The organism is Dyadobacter sp. CY343, from assembly GCF_021390335.1.
In the GTDB taxonomy this organism is placed as follows: domain Bacteria; phylum Bacteroidota; class Bacteroidia; order Cytophagales; family Spirosomataceae; genus Dyadobacter.
Genome location: NZ_JAJUXK010000002.1, coordinates 227241 through 245592 on the forward strand (window position 1 = coordinate 227241; position 18352 = coordinate 245592).

Here is an 18352-nt window from a genome sequence, read left to right on the forward strand (position 1 = left end):
ATGAGTAAAAGCATTGCAGAAATCATAAGTGCCGGAGAAGGGCTTCGCACAGAGTTTAAAAGCAGGATTGATAGTCCCGCCAAAATCGCGAAGACAATTGTATCCTTTGCCAATACATCGGGTGGTTTATTAATTATTGGGGTAAATGATTCAGGGGTGATCAGCGGCGTGACGTCGGAACTGACAGAGCTTCAAAAACTGGAAAAAGCGAATACAGATTTTATAGATCCCAAAATTCTGATTCAAATTAAATCTGAGCAGCTTAATGGCAAAAAGGTTTTGCTAGTGACAGTTGCAGAAAGTAAAGAAAAGCCGCATTATGTGGTAAGCGACAAAGGTGCGCGTACGATTTATGTGCGGGTAAAAGATAAGAGTGTGCCTATTCCCAAGCTATTACTTTATAATTCCGACAATCTTGAAACGGAAAAGCTGCTGGCAAGCAAGCACGTGAAATCGCTGGTAGCTTACCTGAGAATTGAGGATTCGGTTAATGCGAGATTTTATTCAAGAATGATCAATATATCGGAGAAGCGAGCCGACCGCATGTTGCATGATCTTGCAGCCAAGCAGATTTTGTTAAAAATACCCGGTACCAAACCGGAAGCTTTCAGCCTGAAATGGACTGAGTGAAAACAAAGACGGACCAGCTTTCGCCGGTCCGTTCCCGTTAGTAATATACTGATTAGCTGATCCCAACCAGTTCAAGTTCGAATATAAGATCCTGGCCCGCCAGCGGGTGATTTGCATCCAGGATCACCGAATCTTCTGTCACTTCGCGAACGATAACCTGGATCACCTGGCCACCATCCTGATGCATATTCAGCGTTCCGCCGATTTCCAGTGGAATATCCGCCGGAATTTGCTTGCGATCGAAATTGATGATCATATCCTCATTTACGGGACCATAAGCTTCCGCATTGGGGATATGGATCGTCTTTTTGTCGCCAACTTCCATTCCGGTCACCCCGTCATCAAATCCTTTGATAACTTGTCCGCTTCCCAATTGGAAGTTAAGCGGATCACGACCTTCCGACGAATCAAAAAGTTGCCCGTCTGGTAGGGTGCCTTTATAATGGACCTGTACGTTGTCTCCTGCCTGCGCCTGCTTCATTATTTTGTGATCTTATGGTTGGAAAATAAACCAGTTTCCTGGTTGTCTTGAATTTCTATAAAATTAATATGCCCGCGCAAAAACTACCCTGCCCGTCGAAGGCTTGCCTGAATAAATGCAGGTACCTGCTTCTTCCTTCTGATCAAGTGGGATACAACGTATGGTCGCCTTGGTTTCTTCCTTGATCTTCTCTTCCGTTTCAGAAGTCCCGTCCCAGTGCGCGAGGATAAATCCACCCTTGGAATCGAGTACCTGGTTGAACTCTTCGAATGTATCTACCCGAAATGTATTTTCATCCCGGAAAGCCAGCGCCTTGTTGTAAATCGACTCCTGGATGTTGTCAAGAAGTGCTTGTATATGCGTTTCGATACCTTCAAGGCTGACAGTTTCCTTCGTTTTGGTGTCGCGGCGGGCTACCTCGATCGTACCGTTTTCCAGGTCGCGGCTGCCAATGGCGAGCCTCACGGGAACGCCTTTCAGTTCGTACTCGGCAAACTTGTATCCCGGCTTGTAAGCATCGTTCGAGTCGTATTTGACCGAGATACCCAGCTTTTTCAGCGCTTTGGTAATTTCATCTACCTTTTGGGAAATCTGTTGCAACTGTTCATCATTTTTATAAATCGGAACGATCACAACCTGTATCGGGGCGAGCTTTGGAGGGAGTACCAACCCGGCATCGTCGGAATGCGCCATAATCAATGCGCCCATGAGCCTGGTGCTCACTCCCCACGAAGTACCCCATACATATTCCAGCTTCCCATCTTTGTCCTGGAATTTCACGTCAAATGCAGTCGCAAAGTTCTGGCCTAAAAAGTGAGAAGTACCTGCCTGCAAAGCTTTTCCGTCCTGCATCAAAGCTTCAATGCAATAGGTGTTTTCGGCACCTGCAAATCTTTCATTCGCAGTCTTAATACCTTTTACAACGGGCATCGCCATCCATTCTTCGGCAAAAGTGGCGTACACTTCCAGCATTTGCTCGCTTTCCGCAATGGCCTCCTGCGCGGTTGAATGGGCGGTATGTCCTTCCTGCCACAAAAATTCTGCGGTACGAAGGAATAGCCTTGTCCGCATTTCCCAGCGCACCACATTCGCCCACTGGTTGATTAGCAAAGGCAGGTCGCGGTAGGATTGGATCCAGTTTTTATAGGTACTCCAGATCACAGTTTCAGAAGTGGGCCGTACGATCAGTTCCTCTTCCAGCTTTGCATCCGGATCCACGATCACGCCTTTCCCGTTCGGGTCATTTTTGAGCCGGTAATGGGTAACCACTGCACATTCCTTTGCAAAACCCTCCACGTGGGAAGCTTCTTTGCTTAGGTAGGATTTGGGTATAAAAAGCGGGAAATACGCGTTTGAGTGGCCGGTCTCCTTGAACATATCGTCCAATGCACGCTGCATTTTTTCCCAGATAGAATAGCCGTAAGGTTTGATCACCATGCAGCCTCGCACTGCGGAATTTTCAGCTAAATCTGCTCTTTTTACCAGCTCATTATACCATTCGGAGTAGTTCTCACTTCGTGTTGGCAGGGATTTACTCATTATTAGGATTTTTTTGTAATTGAAATGGAGTATATTGTTATAAACAGCTCGTTTTTCGGCAGTTGCAAAGATAGTTTTTTATGTTAACTTTGGAATTAATGTAATGTAACGGGCGTTTACTTATAGTGTGGAACGGAATTTATAGTTATATTAGCATCAAACATTTAATCCTTTAAAGCCATGATTACAATCAATAAAGCGAAGCACTTGTCTTTGCTAATTTTGTTGGGAGCTTGGGGATGTACTTCAAATCAATATGTATCACGTTCGGGCGGCGGTTATGATGACCTTTATGGAGGCGGGCCAGGTTCGGGGGTAGTAACGAGAGACGGAGGTGCAGATCAGGAACTATCCCGGGGAGATAATCCCGATTACAGTTACACCGGCGACGGGGAAAGCGGAAGCGCAGATTATTACGATGAGTCTTACATGACCTCCCGTGGTGTTAAGCGCGCTGTTTCCAGTGACGTAGGTTACAATGCAGGTTTTGTTGACGGTTTCAACAGCGCAACTTCTAATATCAGTCCGTTTTACGGCGGAATCGGGTCTTACTGGCCAGGAAGCATGATGAATGCAGGTTTCCGCATCGGTTACGGAAATGGATTCAGGATGAGTCCTTATATTGGTTTTGGAATGGGTTCCATGATGGGCGGCTATTCACCATGGGGATATTCTCCATTCGGTTATGGCAGCATGATGGGTTACGGCGGGATGATGGGATATGGTAACATGATGGGATACAGTCCTTTCGGTTACGATCCATTTGGTTATAACATGTACGGTTACGGTTACGATGGATTTTACGGAGGTGGTTATGGAGGTGGTTATGGATATTCTCCCTGGGCTTACAGCCGTCCGGTTGTCGTGGTTAACAATGTCGAAAGAGGAGTTTCCAGAACATACGGACCAAGAGTTGTTTCAAACGGAAGAGTACGCAGCGCGGCCAATTCAACTCCATCGAGATCTGGTGCAGTTACAACCAACAGATCGAACGGAAGAAGATCTTCAAATGCGATTTCTGCAAATGAAACTTATTCTTCTCCAAGATCAGGAAGAACGTCTACCAGAGGTGAAGTGAACAATACCGGTGGCAGAATGGCAAACGAATCCTATTCTACCAGAGGAGCAAGCGAAGGCAATAATGTATATTACTCACGTCCACGCCAGGCAGGCGGCAGCACTTATTCGCAGCCTAACTCCGGAAGCGCTGGAAATTATACATCGCCACGTTCATCCAGAAGCGGAAACACTTACAGCCAACCGTCTTACAATGTTCCTTCAAGAAGTCAGTCTGATTACAGTGCGCCAACCCGTACTTACCAACAACCTTCGAGGAGTGAATCTTACAGCGCGCCTTCGAGAACTTACAGTGCACCTAGTGCGCCAACGAGATCTTACAGCGCACCATCCGGTGGCGGTGGTGGTGGAGGAGCAACACGTTCGTCTTCAAGAGGTCCGAGATAAGTTGTTAAGAATTTAGATCTTTGATATGATTAAAGCCCTGCAAAACCCGATAAGTTTGCAGGGTTTTTGTTTAAATAATTGTTCAAACCAGCATTGATTTTTGTAGTATTTGATATGAACAGATCGCAAGCAAAAGCTATCTTATTTTTTAGCTTTTTAATACCATCATCAACTTCCTTTGCCCAATATGCCAGCGACGCATTTCGCTATTCTGAGATTAACCAAACTGGTACAGCCCGTTTTCAGGCTGTTGGAGGCAACCACGCAGCCTTAGGCGGCGACGCCAGCACAATCAGTGGCAATCCCGCAGGACTTGGCTTTTTTACCCGCTCAGAAGTATCGATAAGTCCCGGACTTAGTAATTTCAATACCGATACCAAATACATTGATCGCGTTACAGCGGCCGGAAAGAGCTCGGGCAATGTTGCCAATGCATCATTGGTCATTACCAGCCAGCCTGGGTTTCAGCGTAAATGGAAGAGAACTTCACTGGGTATTTCTTTTTCAAGACAGCAATCTTTCCAGAACAAATTCAATTACACTGGTTTGAACAACAGCAGTAATTTTCTGGACAGGGCAATTGAAGATGCGAATGCAGCGGGCTACACGGATGAAGATTACGCTCAGGAATTGGATGACAACCAGGGCACATACCGCTATCTGGATCATGCCTACTACCAGTTGCAGACTATCTATCCTACCAATTTTGTTTCTACTACCGAAGGGTATGGTCCTCCTTATGCGCGTGACGATGCGAGGAATGCTACCTTGCAGGAGGGATTTTTCAGTTCAAAAGGTGCGCAGACGCAGTGGACTATCGCTTATGCAGGGAATTACAATGATAAATTGTTCGTAGGCGGTTCGCTTGGTTTTAGCAGGATCAGGTATAATTACACCCACATGCTGCATGATTCGATCATTAATGCATCCTACTTCCATTCCACTACGAATTACCAGGACTTTTCTGCATCAGGTAATGGGGTTAATGCAACGTTTGGTTTAATCTATAAATTCTCTCCAACCATTCAGATCGGCGCCTCGCTTACTTCGCCGACTTTCACTGCAATGCGGGAAACGTTCAATCAATCTGTCGCCGCAAATTATATCCGCGGGTCTATCACCGATGATAATGGTGTAGATGTCGGACCGAGGGACAGGCGGATTTCTCTGGTACCCAATGACTTCGAATACTCGATGGTAAGTCCTTTTAGAGGTTCTGCCGGCGCTACTTACTTCTTTAATAGCAGCGGTTTTATCACCGGAACGCTGGAATTTGTAGGTTATTCAGGAATGCGCCTTCGCACAAACTTCCTGACCGATCAGGAAAATGATGATTTTAGAACAAATAACAATGCGGAGGTAAAAGATGTATATCGCAATGTTGTGAATGCAAGGCTGGGTGGGGAATACCGGTTTGGGATATTAAGAGGTCGCCTTGGAATCGCCTATTTTGCAGACCCGTATTACGAGCGCATTGACGGGATCAAACGCGATAGGATGTTATATTCTGCGGGATTGGGCGCGCGGTTCAATCGGATTTTTGTAGATCTGGCTGGTACCTATTCAATGTACAAAGCGACTTACACGCCTTATACACTCGAAAATCCTGACAAGCAATTTTACACCGCCAACATTTCAACCAAACCACTTAATCTAGTTTTAACGCTGGGCTACAACTTCTGATCACAGCAGCGGTCTCAGTTCCTGCAATAAGTGACTTGTGTCAATATCGCCTTTCAAAGTAATGAGCGCCTGCGAATAAAACGGCAGGCGCTCATTTATTTTTTGCTCCAATGTATCGGTCAGCGAAGTAGTTCCTGACAGGATCGGGCGATCGTCTTTTCCGTGATTTTCAATGCGGCGAGCCAGATCTTTCGCAGGCACGTCCAGAAATATGCTGATACCCATTTGATTGATCACCCTCATATTATCGAAAAAACAGGGCGTACCCCCGCCAGATGCTAGTACCATATTCCGGCGTCCGGACACTTCTTTTAGTATCCTGCTTTCCACTTCCCTGAAATACGGTTCGCCCTTCGTTGCAAAAATGGTCGGGATATCCATATTCTGGTCCTGCTCAATCAGCTTATCAAGATCTACAAACCGATAATTCAGGATCCGGGCGAGCTTTTTTCCAAGTGTCGTTTTACCCGACGACATCATCCCGACAAGGATTATATTTTTCATTTCAAAAAAAAGCGGCTATTTAACAAGGTTAAGAACTTCCTCCGCTTCCGGCGTATCATTATAGTGCCATTTTCCTTTAACAGTACCATCTTTTAGCAGCCACAAGCCCGGATTTGAGCGCAGGATCGTTTTCAAGACAGTTGCATCTACATAATAAAAAGGCGCATTGAGCTGGTGCGAAGCCACGAATTGAACTATTTCGTCGCTGTTGCCTGAGGTCAATATAATCGGCTCGACTCCCTTTCCGCGCACTGCATTGAGCAACTTATTGATATCTGGCAAAGCAGCTGTATTGATATCAGTAAGGTTTTTAATGATCAGGAAAAGCTTTGTGCCCTTAAAAGTTTCTTCTGTAAAATCGCCTACATCATTCCAAACTTTATAGTCAGTGATTTTCGGCTTCGCATCTTCATTGATCACATTCATTTCCTTGAATTCCAGCGTCGTATCGCTTGGATATTGCTCATATTCAAAGGTCTTCCCGTCTTTTTCAAAAGTGTATAGGTATCGCAGCGGCTCAGAAGGTTTCAGTTGGGCCGGAATATTGGCTCCCACGCGATAAGGCAGCAGATCCAGAATAGGCAAATGGCGCAGCGAATATACGGCCACACCCAGCGACGCCAGGGTGGACACTGCCACGATAATACCTGTCGGCAGCGGCCGGAATTTCTTTCGGTAATAAACGATGATCAGAATAAGCGCAAGCAGAAATATGTCTTTTCCAAACGACGTCCAGGGAGTAAGTTTAATAGCCGCCCCGAAACAACCGCAATCCGTTACTTTGTTGAAATAGGCAGAATAAAAGGTCAGGAATGTAAAGAATATGATAATCAGCAGCAGCAGCCAGGACACAGTTCTGGGTTTGTAGCCCACCAGCAGCGCAATACCCAGCACCACTTCCGCCGTGCAGAGAAATACCGAAAAGTAGAGCGCCAGCGGGATAAGTCCCATGAAAAAATCATGGAACATAGGCAGGTCAGTCGCGAAAACTTCGAAATATTCTTCCAGCTTATATTGCGTCCCGATCGGATCATTCAGCTTGATAAGTCCCGAAAAAATGAATAGCAGCCCGACAATGACGCGGGAAATCTGAGCGATGATTTTCATTTAAAATAGCTGAATTTAATGCATGCAGTCTTAGTTAGTTTGCAGCGCATTGGATTTAATCAGACAAAAAACGGAGTAGTTGATAATATCCTGGTAGCCGGCTTTCACACCTTCCGACACGATCGTTAATCCGTTGTTATCTTCTATTTGTTTGATTCTCAATAGTTTCATTAAAATAATATCCGTCATTGAGCTGATACGCATATCGCGCCAGGCTTCGCCGTAATCGTGGTTTTTGTTGAATAGCAGCTCAGCCACTTCCTTCACTTGTTTGTTGTAAAGTTCTGTAAGCGCGCCTTCCGGTAATTGTTCGCTACCCTGGCTGTCGATCTGGATCAGCGCCATCACGCAATAATTGATGATACCGATGAATTCGGAAGAGATATTTTCATCAACTTTTTGCACGCCTTTTTCCTGAATAGTACGGATTCGCTGAGCCTTTATAAAGATCTGGTCCGTGATGGAAGGAATTCGCAGGATGCGCCAGGAGGTTCCGTAATCCTTGTTTTTTTTTGTGAAAAGATCTTGGCAATACTGAATGATTTCCTGATATTCCGATTCTGTGGATTTCACTGTTTTGAGTTAGTATTTAAACAAATCTATGTTGCAAGTTAGCAAAAAATCGCTCAACATCCGGGGCAAAATCGTCGATCTGACAACGCCACTGGTGATGGGTATCCTGAATGTAACTCAAGATTCGTTTTTCAGAGAAAGCCGCGTAACATCCGAAAACGATATCATCGGGCGGGCAGAAACGATGCTGGAAGAAGGCGCGGCGATCATTGATATTGGAGGATATTCCACTCGGCCGGGCGCAAAAGTGATTGATATTGAGGAAGAATCGGCGAGTGTACTGGCGGCCCTTCAAATACTGACAAAACGATTTCCAGGCATTATCATTTCAGTAGACACCTTTCGCTCGGAGGTCGCAAAGCGTGCGGTTGAAAACGGAGCATCGATAATAAATGATGTTTCCGGCGGTACACTTGACGAGAATATGTTTGCCACGGTAGTCGAAGCCCGGGTACCGTACATATTAATGCACATGCGGGGTGAACCGCAAACAATGAGCAAGCTCACAAGCTACGACAACTTGGTTATCGATATTTTGCAAAATTTACAGAGCAAAATCGCTGCATTGCGGATTTATGGTTTGGCTGATATTATTGTAGATCCAGGTTTTGGATTTGCTAAAAACAGCGCTCAAAATTTCGAACTGATCCGGAGGCTCTCGGAGTTTCAGATTTTGGGCTGCCCGGTGCTGGCTGGTCTTTCGAGGAAATCGACGATTTCTAAAACACTTGGAATCACTGCCGATGAAGCCCTGAATGGTACTACCGTATTGAATACGCTCGCATTGCAGCAGGGAGCGTCTATGTTGCGGGTACATGACGTAAAAGCAGCGGTGGAAGCTGTAAAACTGTGGTCTGCGGTCGGTGACTCTTAGAATTTAATAGTAATTTAGGCGCGAATATTATCATTTTCCTATGCGTGTGGGTTTTTTAAACATTAACTGGACCGATGTCCTGGATGTTTTTCTGGTTGCCATTTTATTGTACCAAGTTTATACGCTCGTCAGGGGTAGCATCGCCAGCCGAGTATTTCTCGGTTATTTGTTCGTATACGTTTTTTACCTGGTTGTTAAAGGGCTGGGGCTGGGACTGTTAACTGCTATCCTTGAATACTTCATGGGCGTTGGTGCGGTTGCATTGATCGTCATTTTCCAGCAAGAGATACGCAGGTTCCTTTTGATCATCGGTAAGTCAACTATTTATACCAATAACGGCTTTCTAAAAAAAATCATCGGTACATCCGTACTCGATCTGAAAGCTAAGAACCTTAAAGAAATCGTAGATGCAAGCAAAACGATCGCTGCGAATTTTACGGGTGCATTAATTGTGGTCAACAAGCGCGACGACCTTAGTAAATATGTAGAAACCGGCGAGCTGCTGGACTCACGCGTATCAAAACCGTTGCTGGTATCCCTATTCAATCAATATAGTGAACTGCATGACGGTGCAGTAATTATCGTCGACGGTGTATTGAAAGCAGCTAGATGCGTGCTGCCCGTAGCCGATGGGGTGGATGTTCCGTCGTCGCTTGGCTTCCGTCACCGGGCCGGAATGGGAATGAGCGAGGCGACCGACGCAATCGTGATTGTGATCTCGGAACAAACGGGCAAGATATCCCTGGCAGTCGAAGGAGAGCTGCACGGGAACATTCCTTATAACGAATTGGAAAGTCGGATCGAAGAGTATTTATCGTCTGACTTACAGCGCATGAGGAAATAGGGCAGGAGAAAGGTCAAAATATATTTGTTGTTAAATTTGGCAAATTGTGCTCAGTTGTCTATTTTTGCACACCGAAATTAGAAATTGAAAAATAATAATACGAAATGGCAAATCATAAATCTGCATTAAAGAGAATTCGCGCGAATGAAACGAAACGTTTGCGTAACCGTTACCAGCACAAAACTACACGCTCATATATCAAGAAATTACGCGAAACGACTGATAAGGCAGTTGCAGTAGATGTTTACAAAACAGTATCTTCTATGCTTGATCGTTTGGCTAAGAAAAATATTATTCATAAGAAAAAAGCTTCTAACCAAAAATCGAAATTGGCCAAATTGGTTAATTCACTTGCGGTTGCGGCATAATTTTTTCTACTGAGGAAACTACCCTGATAGGTCTACTATCAGGGTTTTCTTTTATATTGCGATTTAAAAAAAGAAACCTTGGATAGTCAAAAGCTAACCAAGGTTTCTTTTGATTTATAACTCAAACGTTTTTCAAACCACCTAAAACCTAAATTCACTTTATGAAAAAAGTCGCATTATTTGCTGGATTGGCAGCATTAGGTAGTATGCCGGTAGTTGCCCAATCTCCCATTACATTCAATGCCCGCGGCCTGGTTGTTGTTTCTGATGCTGATATGTCGGCCTCGGCATTTGTTGATGGAAAGCTATTAAGAGACAACGCTTCAAAAGATCAATTGAGTACGATCAAATTTCCAATTGAAAGAGGCAGCAAAGGATTGGGATCAGCACTGGTATCTAACTCCGCACAAGGATTTTCCAAAACGCTGGCCGTACCCGCAGCCGGTGGCCTGGCTTATGTACTTGAAAACCGCCTGAGGCCTGAGGATGGAGTCACAGAATATAAAGATCCGGCACAGGAATTTCCTGTTGGAGAAAAACTATTTGTGGTTGATATCACGAATCTGGCCGCTCCGAAAGCGAAGTTTGGATTTCCCGTTGGTAAAAAGCCGACTTCTATTGATGTAAATAAAAACGAATTGATCCTGTCAACCAGCGATGCCGGCAAGGAACTCGTTTTCATTGAGGCCGGCCCGGACGGAAAGCCTGCGCGCTTCCTTAACCTGCCCGCTGCAATTGACACGACAAACAAGATTATCGACCTTACCTGGCACCCTTCCGGCGATTTTATCGCCTTTACGCTCGACAACTCCAATGAAGTTGGCTTGTATAAAGTGATCAGGGAAGCTGGTAAGCTGAAAAATGTTGAAATGCTTGGAAAGCCGGTTAAGGTTGGGACGGAACCTACGTTCGGTAAGTTTACGCCAGACGGTAAGCACTATCTAGTACTGGATGCCAAAGGTGCACAAGGTAAGGCAGCAGGGGAAGGGGAAATTTTGGTAGTTGATTTTTCAATGGACGGTTCTGCGGAACACAAGGTTTCTGGACAGGCGCCCGTCGGTCTCAATTCGGGATCTTTTGCAGTTAGCCCGGACGGGACGCTGCTCGTGACTGCGAATGCAGGAAAAAGCGGCTCACCCTGGACGGAGGCCGGCGCAGGTACAGGTGCTTCTCTCTCATTGTTCAAAGTTGCCCCGACCGGCGCATTGACCAAAGTCGCAGATTATCCTTTCGAAGGAATTTACCCGCAGAGTGTCGCTTTTGACAAAGATGGATCAAATGTGGCTGTTTCAGTTTTTGAATATTTACAATACGGAAACGGAAATGGAGGCGTGGAATTCTGGACTGTTGCAAAAGGTGACAGCCCGTCTTTGAAGAAGCAGGGAGCATCGATCAGTGTCGGAAAAGGAGCGCATACTTTGCGCGTAATCCCCTGATCGCACAGCAAATATAGCGGCAAGGCAGATCGGTTTGTCCGGTCTGCCTTGTTTGTTTTAGTTTGACCAAAATACCCGAAATCGACTCGATTTTTGTAGTTTTGCGGTCTCATTCATAAAATAATCGGTTTTTAAGATGATTACGGTTCAGAACGTATCGTTACGATACGGAAAAAGGATATTATTCGACGAAGTAAATATAAAGTTTGTCCCAGGCAATTGTTACGGTGTGATCGGAGCGAACGGGGCTGGTAAGTCTACATTTTTAAAAATTCTTTCGGGAGAAATAGAACCGCAAACGGGTAATGTGCACATGAACCCGGGCGAAAGGATGACATTCCTGAAACAGGATCAATTTGAGTTTGATACCTATTCGGTAATGGATACTGTGATCATCGGGCACGAGCGCCTTTACAAGATCATGAAGGAGCGGGAAGCTATTTATGAAAAAGAGGAGTTCACCGACGCTGACGGAGAAAAAGCGGCGGACCTCGAAGCAGAATTCGCCGATCTGAATGGTTGGGAAGCAGAAACTGAGGCGGCGCAGCTTTTGAGCGGACTTGGCCTAGGTGAAGATCAGCACCAAATGATGATGGCAGATCTGAACTCAAACGATAAGGTTCGGGTACTTTTGGCGCAGGCGCTTTTTGGAAATCCGGATGTACTGCTGCTCGATGAACCTACCAACAACCTTGACGTTGAGACGGTTTTATGGCTTGAAAATTTCCTTGCAGATTTTAAGAATACGGTTATCGTTGTTTCCCACGATCGTCACTTCCTCGATGAAGTTTGTACGCACGTGGTTGATATTGATTTCAGTAAAGTGCAGATGTTCTCCGGTAACTATTCTTTCTGGTACCAATCCAGCCAGCTGGCTTTGAAGCAGCGGCAGGATGCTAACAGGAAATCGGAAGATAAGCGTAAGGAACTTGAAGAGTTTATCCGCCGGTTCAGTGCGAATGCTTCCAAATCCAAGCAGGCAACTTCACGTTCGAAATTGCTTGAAAAGCTTACAATTGACGATATCAAACCTTCTTCACGGAAATATCCCTATATCGCATTCAAATCCGAGCGCGAAGTCGGTGACCAGCTGTTAAGAGTGGAAGGACTTTCCAAAACGGCCGACGATGGGACCAAGTTATTTGACAATCTCAATTTTACTGTAAATAAGGGTGATAAAATCGCTTTTGTAAGCCGTAATGTAATGGCGATCAGTACGTTTTTTGACATTATCAGTGACTTACAAAAGGCGGATAAGGGAAGTCATACCTGGGGAGTGACCATCACTAAATCCTACTTTCCAAAAGATCCGGGACAGTTTTTTGATGTGGATCTAAACCTCGTGGATTGGCTGCGTCAGTATTCGGAAGAGAAAGACGAGAGCTTTATCCGTGGATTTTTGGGTAGAATGCTTTTCTCGGGAGAGGAATCTTTGAAAAAGGCGAAGGTACTTTCAGGAGGTGAAAAAGTGCGTTGTATGTTGTCCCGTACTATGCTTTCCGGCGCGAATGCATTGGTTTTGGATGATCCTACCAACCACCTTGACCTTGAATCGATCACTGCATTGAACAATGGGTTGATTGATTTCACCGGCTGCCTGTTGTTCTATTCCCACGATCACCAGTTTGTGCATACGATCGCAAACAGGATCATTGAGATCGGGCCGAAAGGAATTCTGGACAAACTGATGAGCTACGACGATTTCCTGCAAGACGAAACCGTAAAGCAGCAGCGCCAGAAGCTATATTAATTATATATCTTATTATAAATGCAAAAAGGCTGATCAGATCTGATCAGCCTTTTTGCATTTAACAGCTAACAAGTTAGGAGTCGTAGCTCAATCCATATTGCTTTAAAACATCCGCAGGAACACCTTCCCAGACGTTGGGCGTATTTCCCATATAACCGATATCCGCGATTCCAATTTTAGAAGTATAAAAACCGGAAGCTGTCAGGTTTCGCATCAGGTTGAAGAATGCAACGCCCTGACTGTAAATAGGTTTAGCTTTTTCAGGATAGGCAATATCATCAATGATCTGGATTTGCTGTGACTTAGTTGCCAGCGTGAAGATCTTTCCGAACCGCTTGCTCGATTCCCGGTCCAGCCATTTCAAACCGCCTCTTAAAGGTGTTTGATTCTGGGGCATATCTTTGACGATGAAGTCAATAAAATCGGGAACTCCGGCCTGAGATGCGCTGCCTGATTTTTCGTCGGCCGGAATAATAATATCGACCAACACTTTAATAGTAGCAAGCTCAGCGACCGTCAGAAACTTCTCTTTCATGAGCCGCGCGTCGCGGATTGCTTCTTCTTTCGTTCTTCCACCCGGGATTTTGAGCGGGGTTTCCGGCGGCATTTGCATTTCCAGATCTCGCTGTTCGGCTAATGCAACCTGCGGATTAAGTGCTGTAATACCCAGCGAGCTGAGTGTTAAGGCTTTGAGTGAATCTCTGCGTTTCATATATATCTGATTTGAAACAATGTTCAAACAATTAAATATTCTTCTGTTTTTTCTGATCGATAATGTAGTCTGATGCTCTCCATGACAACGCAAGAATCGTCCAGGTCGGATTTTTATCAGCCTGCGATACGAACGAACCGCCGTCTACCACAAATACATTTTTCGCATCGTGTGCCTGGGAGAATTTGTTCAATGCAGAAGTTTTCGGATCGTCGCCCATTCTGACGGTTCCTACTTCGTGAATAATCCTTCCCGGAGCGGCCAAACCGTAATTCGTGTCAGCTCCCGGCTTCACACCGTTTGGTATTCCACCCAATGCATGGATCATTTCCTCAAACGTATCATGCATGTGTTTCGCCTGTTTAATCTCGTAATCAGACCATTTGTAATGGAAACGCAATACCGGGATACCATATTTGTCCACCACACTCGGGTCGATTTCTGCATAATTGTTGAAATCGGGAACAGCTTCTCCGCGACCTGCCATACCGATATTGGCACCATAAAAACGACGATAATCTTCTTTCAATGAAGCTCCATAACCACCTGCGGGCTTCATTGCGCCGGATGCAGTTGGATATTTACCATTCAGATTTTCAATACCAGAACCGAAACCGTAGCTCGGCATACCCATTCCGCCACCGTATTCAATATGGTAACCTCTTGGAAAATCCAGTTTTTTGTTGTCCAGCCACCACGGTGTATACACGTGCATACCGCCCACACCGTCTTCATTATAGCGTTTCCGGTCCATCATGTGCGGCATGAAAGCGCCACGAGAAGCACCAGTGGAATCGTGCAGATAGTGACCAACTACGCCACTTGAATTTGCAAGACCATTTGGGTGACGTTCGGATTTTGAGTTAAGCAGCAATCTGGAAGACTCCGCCGCACTAGCCGCCAAAACGACAACTTTTGCTTTAATGGTGTGCTCAGTCAGCTTTTCTCTGTCCACGTAAGAAACACCAGTCGCAAGTCCCGTGTTGGGATCTGTGAGTACCTCGCGGCACATTGCGTTGTTGATCAGCGTTACGTTCCCGGTTTTGATCGCGGGGATACACAATACCGAAGAAGAAGAAAAATCAGCGTAAGCCTGGCACGCGCGGGAGCATTGGCTGCAATAGAAGCAAACGCCGCGCTGGTCATTAATTGGTTTTGTTAAAATCGAAAGCCGCGAAGGAATCACAGGAATATTCGCCTTTTTTCCAGCTTGTTTCAGAAAAAGTTCGTGCAAACGTGGCTTGGGAGGAGGCAGGAAAATTCCGTCCGGCTCGTTGTCCATGTTTTCAACTGTTCCGAAAACCCCGATCAGTTTATCTACCTGATCGTAATATGGTTTTACATCGTCGTAGCCGATCGGCCAGTCGTCACCCAGTCCGTCAATGCTCTTTCTTTTAAAATCTTTCGGTCCGAAACGCAGCGAAATACGTCCCCAGTGGTTGGTACGTCCACCGAGCATTCTCGACCGGAACCAGTCAAATTGTGTACCGTTTTTACGTGTATAGGGTTCTCCATCGATCTCCCAGCCACCCCAGGCAGCATCGAAATCACCGAAAGGCCGGTGGTTTGAAGCGCCGCGTCTTGGAGATTCGTAAGGCCATTTAAGCTGCGTAATGTATTTAGGATCAGCGGGATCGAAATAGCCTCCGGCCTCTAAAAGTGCAACCTTCGCACCCGCTTTTGCCAGTTGATAGGCTGCCATTCCTCCTCCTGCTCCGGAGCCCACAATGCATACATCAAAAACGGTAGGTTGTTCTTTGATTTGAAACATAGGTAAAGGGTTTTTTGGATAGTATTTTTTAATCAATAAATATAAACACGTAATAAATAGGAGCCGCTCTCAGCATTCTAATATCAGGTTATTTAAAAACAATCTAAATGACATAACTCGGGATTCTGCTGCGTACAAAGTATTTTTGTAGCAAAAACTGATTGCTACATTGGCTGAGATTGGACAGGATATCCGCATTGCAAGATCATTTCTCGTAAGAGGCGAACTGGTAGGAATACCTACGGAAACGGTTTATGGACTAGCAGGAAATGCATTAAATGAAAAGGCGGTATTATCCATATTCGAGACCAAAAACCGCCCGGCATTTGACCCGCTTATTATTCACACGGATTCAGTCGAAAAAGTGCTGAATTTTGTAGCCGAATTCCCTGAACCCGCTCAGAAACTGGCAGCTGCATTCTGGCCCGGCCCGCTGACATTACTTTTGCCTAAAAAACAAAACGTCCCCGATCTGGTTACTTCCGGCCTGGATAATGTTGCTGTCCGCATTCCCAGGCACCCGGTTTTGCTCGAACTGTTAAGTCAGCTCGATTTTCCACTCGCTGCTCCCAGTGCAAATCCTTTCGGATATATCAGCCCTACAACCGCCACACACGTGGATGCGCAGCTCGGAAACCGAATACCTTATATCTTGGACGGCGGAGAATGCGAAGTTGGCATTGAATCGACGATCGTTGGTTTCGACGGCGGAGAAGTGATCGTTTACCGGTTGGGAGGACTTGCTATTCAGGATATTGAGGAAATTGTGGGCGAGGTAAAAGTAACCGCAACCTCTTCTTCCAACCCAAAAGCGCCGGGCATGTTGAAAAGCCACTACGCCCCGCGCGTGCCGCTTCAAATGCTTGAAAAAAGTGATATTCAAGACGTAAATGCAGACGCATTAGGTTACCTACTTTTCGATTCGTACCTCAAAAATGTGGATCGTAAATATCAGCGGGTACTGAGTGAAAAAGGCGATTTGCGGGAAGCTGCGCACAATTTATTCGCCTATCTGCGAGAACTGGATGCATTGCCCGTCAACTCGATTATCGCAGAATGGGTACCGATGCAAGGACTCGGACTGGCTATAAATGACCGGCTGAAACGAGCTTCCGTGCAGGAGTAGGAGCGAAGTTATTTAAAGAAATGCGGATGAAAATTCATCAGAAAAACTTCGTCCGTTGCCCGGGTAATCGCAGTATAAAGCCACCGGATAAATTCGGCATTGATTTGTTCCTGAGGTAAATAGCCCTGGTCAACAAACACCGCGCTCCATTGCCCGCCCTGTGCTTTGTGGCACGTCAATGCATAAGCAAATTTGACCTGCAATGCATTCAAGAACGGATCTTTTCGCAATGCTTCCAGCCTTTCCTTATTTGATTTGATATAAACGTAATCCTGTGAAACACTATCATAGAGCTTCCGATTATCCTCGGATGACATGGAAGGGGACGATGAATGAAGCGTATCCAGGAATATCTTGGCTTCAAATTCTGGCTGCTTTTCGTAATCAGTAAGTCTTAATATCACGTCGGCGAAGCGAAATCCGTGTATTTCCTGCGTTTTCCTAATTTTTAATAGTTCGACAAAATCACCATTTGCAATGAAGCCAGCGGGCGAATCTTCGTCAAGAATATTGTAATTGTTCCGCACGACCATCAGCCTGTCGCCGGCGTCGAGTTCCTCTTCGGAAAAGTGGATCACGCGGCGGATATATTCATTATACTGCACCGCCGACTTATTCGATCGCGTGAGAATGATCGCATTTTCCTGCCCATATTTATTGTAAACATACCGCAGCCCTTCTTCCAGTTTTTCGCCGGTCATTTTAAAAACATCCTGGTACGATCTGGTTGTGATCTGAATAGCAGGCGCTTCTGCGGTGAGCTGCTCGCGAAGTAATGTTGCATTAAATAAGATCCCCGATTGTTCATCCTGCCGCATTACCTCCTTTAATTCCTCCTGAAAAACAGACATATAAAACGTCTTTTCAAGATATCCGCCATCCAAAGCCGGACTAAGTTCCTTTCCGACCGGCGGCAGCTGCGCCACGTCACCGACGAGCATTAGCTTATTACCAGGATTTTCAAATACAAAATCGATCAGATCTGCAAGCAAACTGCGACTGCCAAAATCGGCTTCGTCGGTGATCATCGAAGCTTCATCGACGATAAAGAGCGTGTTGTCGTGGTAATTTTTCTGGCGTTGAAATGTCAGCGTACCTGAATAGGCGTCGGCGGTTTGTTTGTATATCTTCTTATGGATCGTGAGCGCTATCTTATCCGAGTAACCGGACATTACCTTGGCTGCCCGGCCGGTAGGAGCAAGGAGAACCGATTTGTAACCGAAGTTTTTCAATACCTTGATCAAAGTACTGATGATCGTCGTTTTGCCCGTTCCTGCATAACCTTTCAGTAAAAAACAGTCGCGGTAACGCTCCAAACCCTTCTCCTCGACCAGAAAATCATTCGTTTTTTCAAAGAACCGCAGCTGCCCTTCCGTGGGTTTAAATGGAAATTTTTTGCGTAGTAACTGGGACGGTAAAATTTTATCGGTATCCATGGTAACGAATCTAACGGAACGATAAACAATATCAAAATGCGCATTCCGTAACAA

The 18352-nt window shown here is 45.5% G+C and carries 17 protein-coding genes; 9 read left to right on the plus strand and 8 right to left on the minus strand.

Annotated features, from left to right (window positions below):
* Positions 1-630 (plus strand): helix-turn-helix domain-containing protein, encoded by a 630-nt coding sequence (locus tag LZG94_RS07500; RefSeq protein WP_233791313.1) that lies wholly within the window; start codon positions 1-3, stop codon positions 628-630.
* Positions 631-682: 52 nt separating this feature from the next.
* Here the strand turns inward: LZG94_RS07500 and LZG94_RS07505 are convergent, their stop codons facing one another.
* Together LZG94_RS07505 and proS are read right to left on the minus strand one after the other, a co-directional pair.
* Positions 683-1111, minus strand: coding sequence for a peptidylprolyl isomerase (locus LZG94_RS07505; protein ID WP_233791314.1), 429 nt, complete (start codon positions 1109-1111; stop codon positions 683-685).
* 63 nt (positions 1112-1174) lie between these two features.
* A complete protein-coding gene (gene proS / locus LZG94_RS07510; RefSeq protein ID WP_233791315.1) occupies positions 1175-2650 on the minus strand; it encodes a proline--tRNA ligase in 1476 nt (491 codons plus the stop codon).
* A gap of 180 nt (positions 2651-2830) precedes the next feature.
* Here proS and LZG94_RS07515 point away from each other — a divergent pair, with 180 nt between their 5' ends.
* Both LZG94_RS07515 and LZG94_RS07520 read left to right on the plus strand, forming a co-directional pair.
* Positions 2831-4114 carry a hypothetical protein gene (locus LZG94_RS07515; RefSeq protein ID WP_233791316.1) on the plus strand — a complete coding sequence of 428 codons (1284 nt, stop codon included), beginning with the start codon at positions 2831-2833 and terminating at the stop codon, positions 4112-4114.
* Positions 4115-4228: 114 nt separating this feature from the next.
* The gene (locus tag LZG94_RS07520) at positions 4229-5797 is read left to right on the plus strand and encodes an OmpP1/FadL family transporter (protein WP_233791317.1); all 1569 of its coding nucleotides are present in this window, start codon (positions 4229-4231) and stop codon (positions 5795-5797) included.
* Here LZG94_RS07520 and LZG94_RS07525 read toward each other — a convergent pair whose 3' ends face one another.
* The 3 genes from LZG94_RS07525 to LZG94_RS07535 are packed head-to-tail and all read right to left on the minus strand — an operon-like array spanning position 5798 to position 7981.
* On the minus strand, positions 5798-6301 hold the full coding sequence (locus LZG94_RS07525) for a shikimate kinase (protein ID WP_233791318.1): 504 nt from the start codon (positions 6299-6301) through the stop codon (positions 5798-5800).
* A 15-nt stretch (positions 6302-6316) separates the two neighbouring features.
* Positions 6317-7408: a BT_3928 family protein gene (locus LZG94_RS07530; protein ID WP_233791319.1), complete on the minus strand. Its 1092-nt coding sequence runs from the start codon at positions 7406-7408 to the stop codon at positions 6317-6319.
* 30 nt (positions 7409-7438) lie between these two features.
* Positions 7439-7981, minus strand: coding sequence for a DUF1599 domain-containing protein (locus LZG94_RS07535; protein ID WP_233791320.1), 543 nt, complete (start codon positions 7979-7981; stop codon positions 7439-7441).
* A gap of 28 nt (positions 7982-8009) precedes the next feature.
* Here LZG94_RS07535 and folP point away from each other — a divergent pair, with 28 nt between their 5' ends.
* The 5 genes from folP to LZG94_RS07560 all read left to right on the plus strand — a co-directional run bounded on the left by folP (position 8010) and on the right by LZG94_RS07560 (position 13253).
* Positions 8010-8855, plus strand: coding sequence for a dihydropteroate synthase (gene folP, locus LZG94_RS07540; RefSeq protein ID WP_233791321.1), 846 nt, complete (start codon positions 8010-8012; stop codon positions 8853-8855).
* 40 nt (positions 8856-8895) lie between these two features.
* Positions 8896-9699, plus strand: a complete 804-nt coding sequence (gene cdaA, locus LZG94_RS07545) for a diadenylate cyclase CdaA (protein ID WP_215232828.1) — start codon at positions 8896-8898, stop codon at positions 9697-9699.
* Positions 9700-9803: 104 nt separating this feature from the next.
* Entirely contained in the window at positions 9804-10067 is a 264-nt protein-coding gene (gene rpsT, locus LZG94_RS07550; RefSeq protein ID WP_215232829.1) for a 30S ribosomal protein S20, read from the plus strand.
* Between the two features lie 161 nt (positions 10068-10228).
* Positions 10229-11503: a lactonase family protein gene (locus LZG94_RS07555; RefSeq protein WP_233791322.1), complete on the plus strand. Its 1275-nt coding sequence runs from the start codon at positions 10229-10231 to the stop codon at positions 11501-11503.
* Positions 11504-11639: 136 nt separating this feature from the next.
* Complete coding sequence (locus LZG94_RS07560; protein WP_233791323.1) at positions 11640-13253, plus strand: ABC-F family ATP-binding cassette domain-containing protein; 1614 nt, start codon at positions 11640-11642, stop codon at positions 13251-13253.
* 73 nt (positions 13254-13326) lie between these two features.
* Here the strand turns inward: LZG94_RS07560 and LZG94_RS07565 are convergent, their stop codons facing one another.
* Complete coding sequence (locus LZG94_RS07565; RefSeq protein ID WP_215232832.1) at positions 13327-13965, minus strand: gluconate 2-dehydrogenase subunit 3 family protein; 639 nt, start codon at positions 13963-13965, stop codon at positions 13327-13329.
* A gap of 31 nt (positions 13966-13996) precedes the next feature.
* Positions 13997-15736, minus strand: coding sequence for a GMC oxidoreductase (locus LZG94_RS07570; protein WP_215232833.1), 1740 nt, complete (start codon positions 15734-15736; stop codon positions 13997-13999).
* Between the two features lie 169 nt (positions 15737-15905).
* On the opposite strand from LZG94_RS07570, the gene LZG94_RS07575 reads away from it, so the two are divergent.
* Positions 15906-16862 carry an L-threonylcarbamoyladenylate synthase gene (locus tag LZG94_RS07575; RefSeq protein WP_233791324.1) on the plus strand — a complete coding sequence of 319 codons (957 nt, stop codon included), beginning with the start codon at positions 15906-15908 and terminating at the stop codon, positions 16860-16862.
* A gap of 8 nt (positions 16863-16870) precedes the next feature.
* Here the strand turns inward: LZG94_RS07575 and LZG94_RS07580 are convergent, their stop codons facing one another.
* Positions 16871-18298 carry an ATP-dependent RecD-like DNA helicase gene (locus LZG94_RS07580; RefSeq protein WP_215232835.1) on the minus strand — a complete coding sequence of 476 codons (1428 nt, stop codon included), beginning with the start codon at positions 18296-18298 and terminating at the stop codon, positions 16871-16873.
* Between the last annotated feature and the right edge of the window lie 54 nt (positions 18299-18352).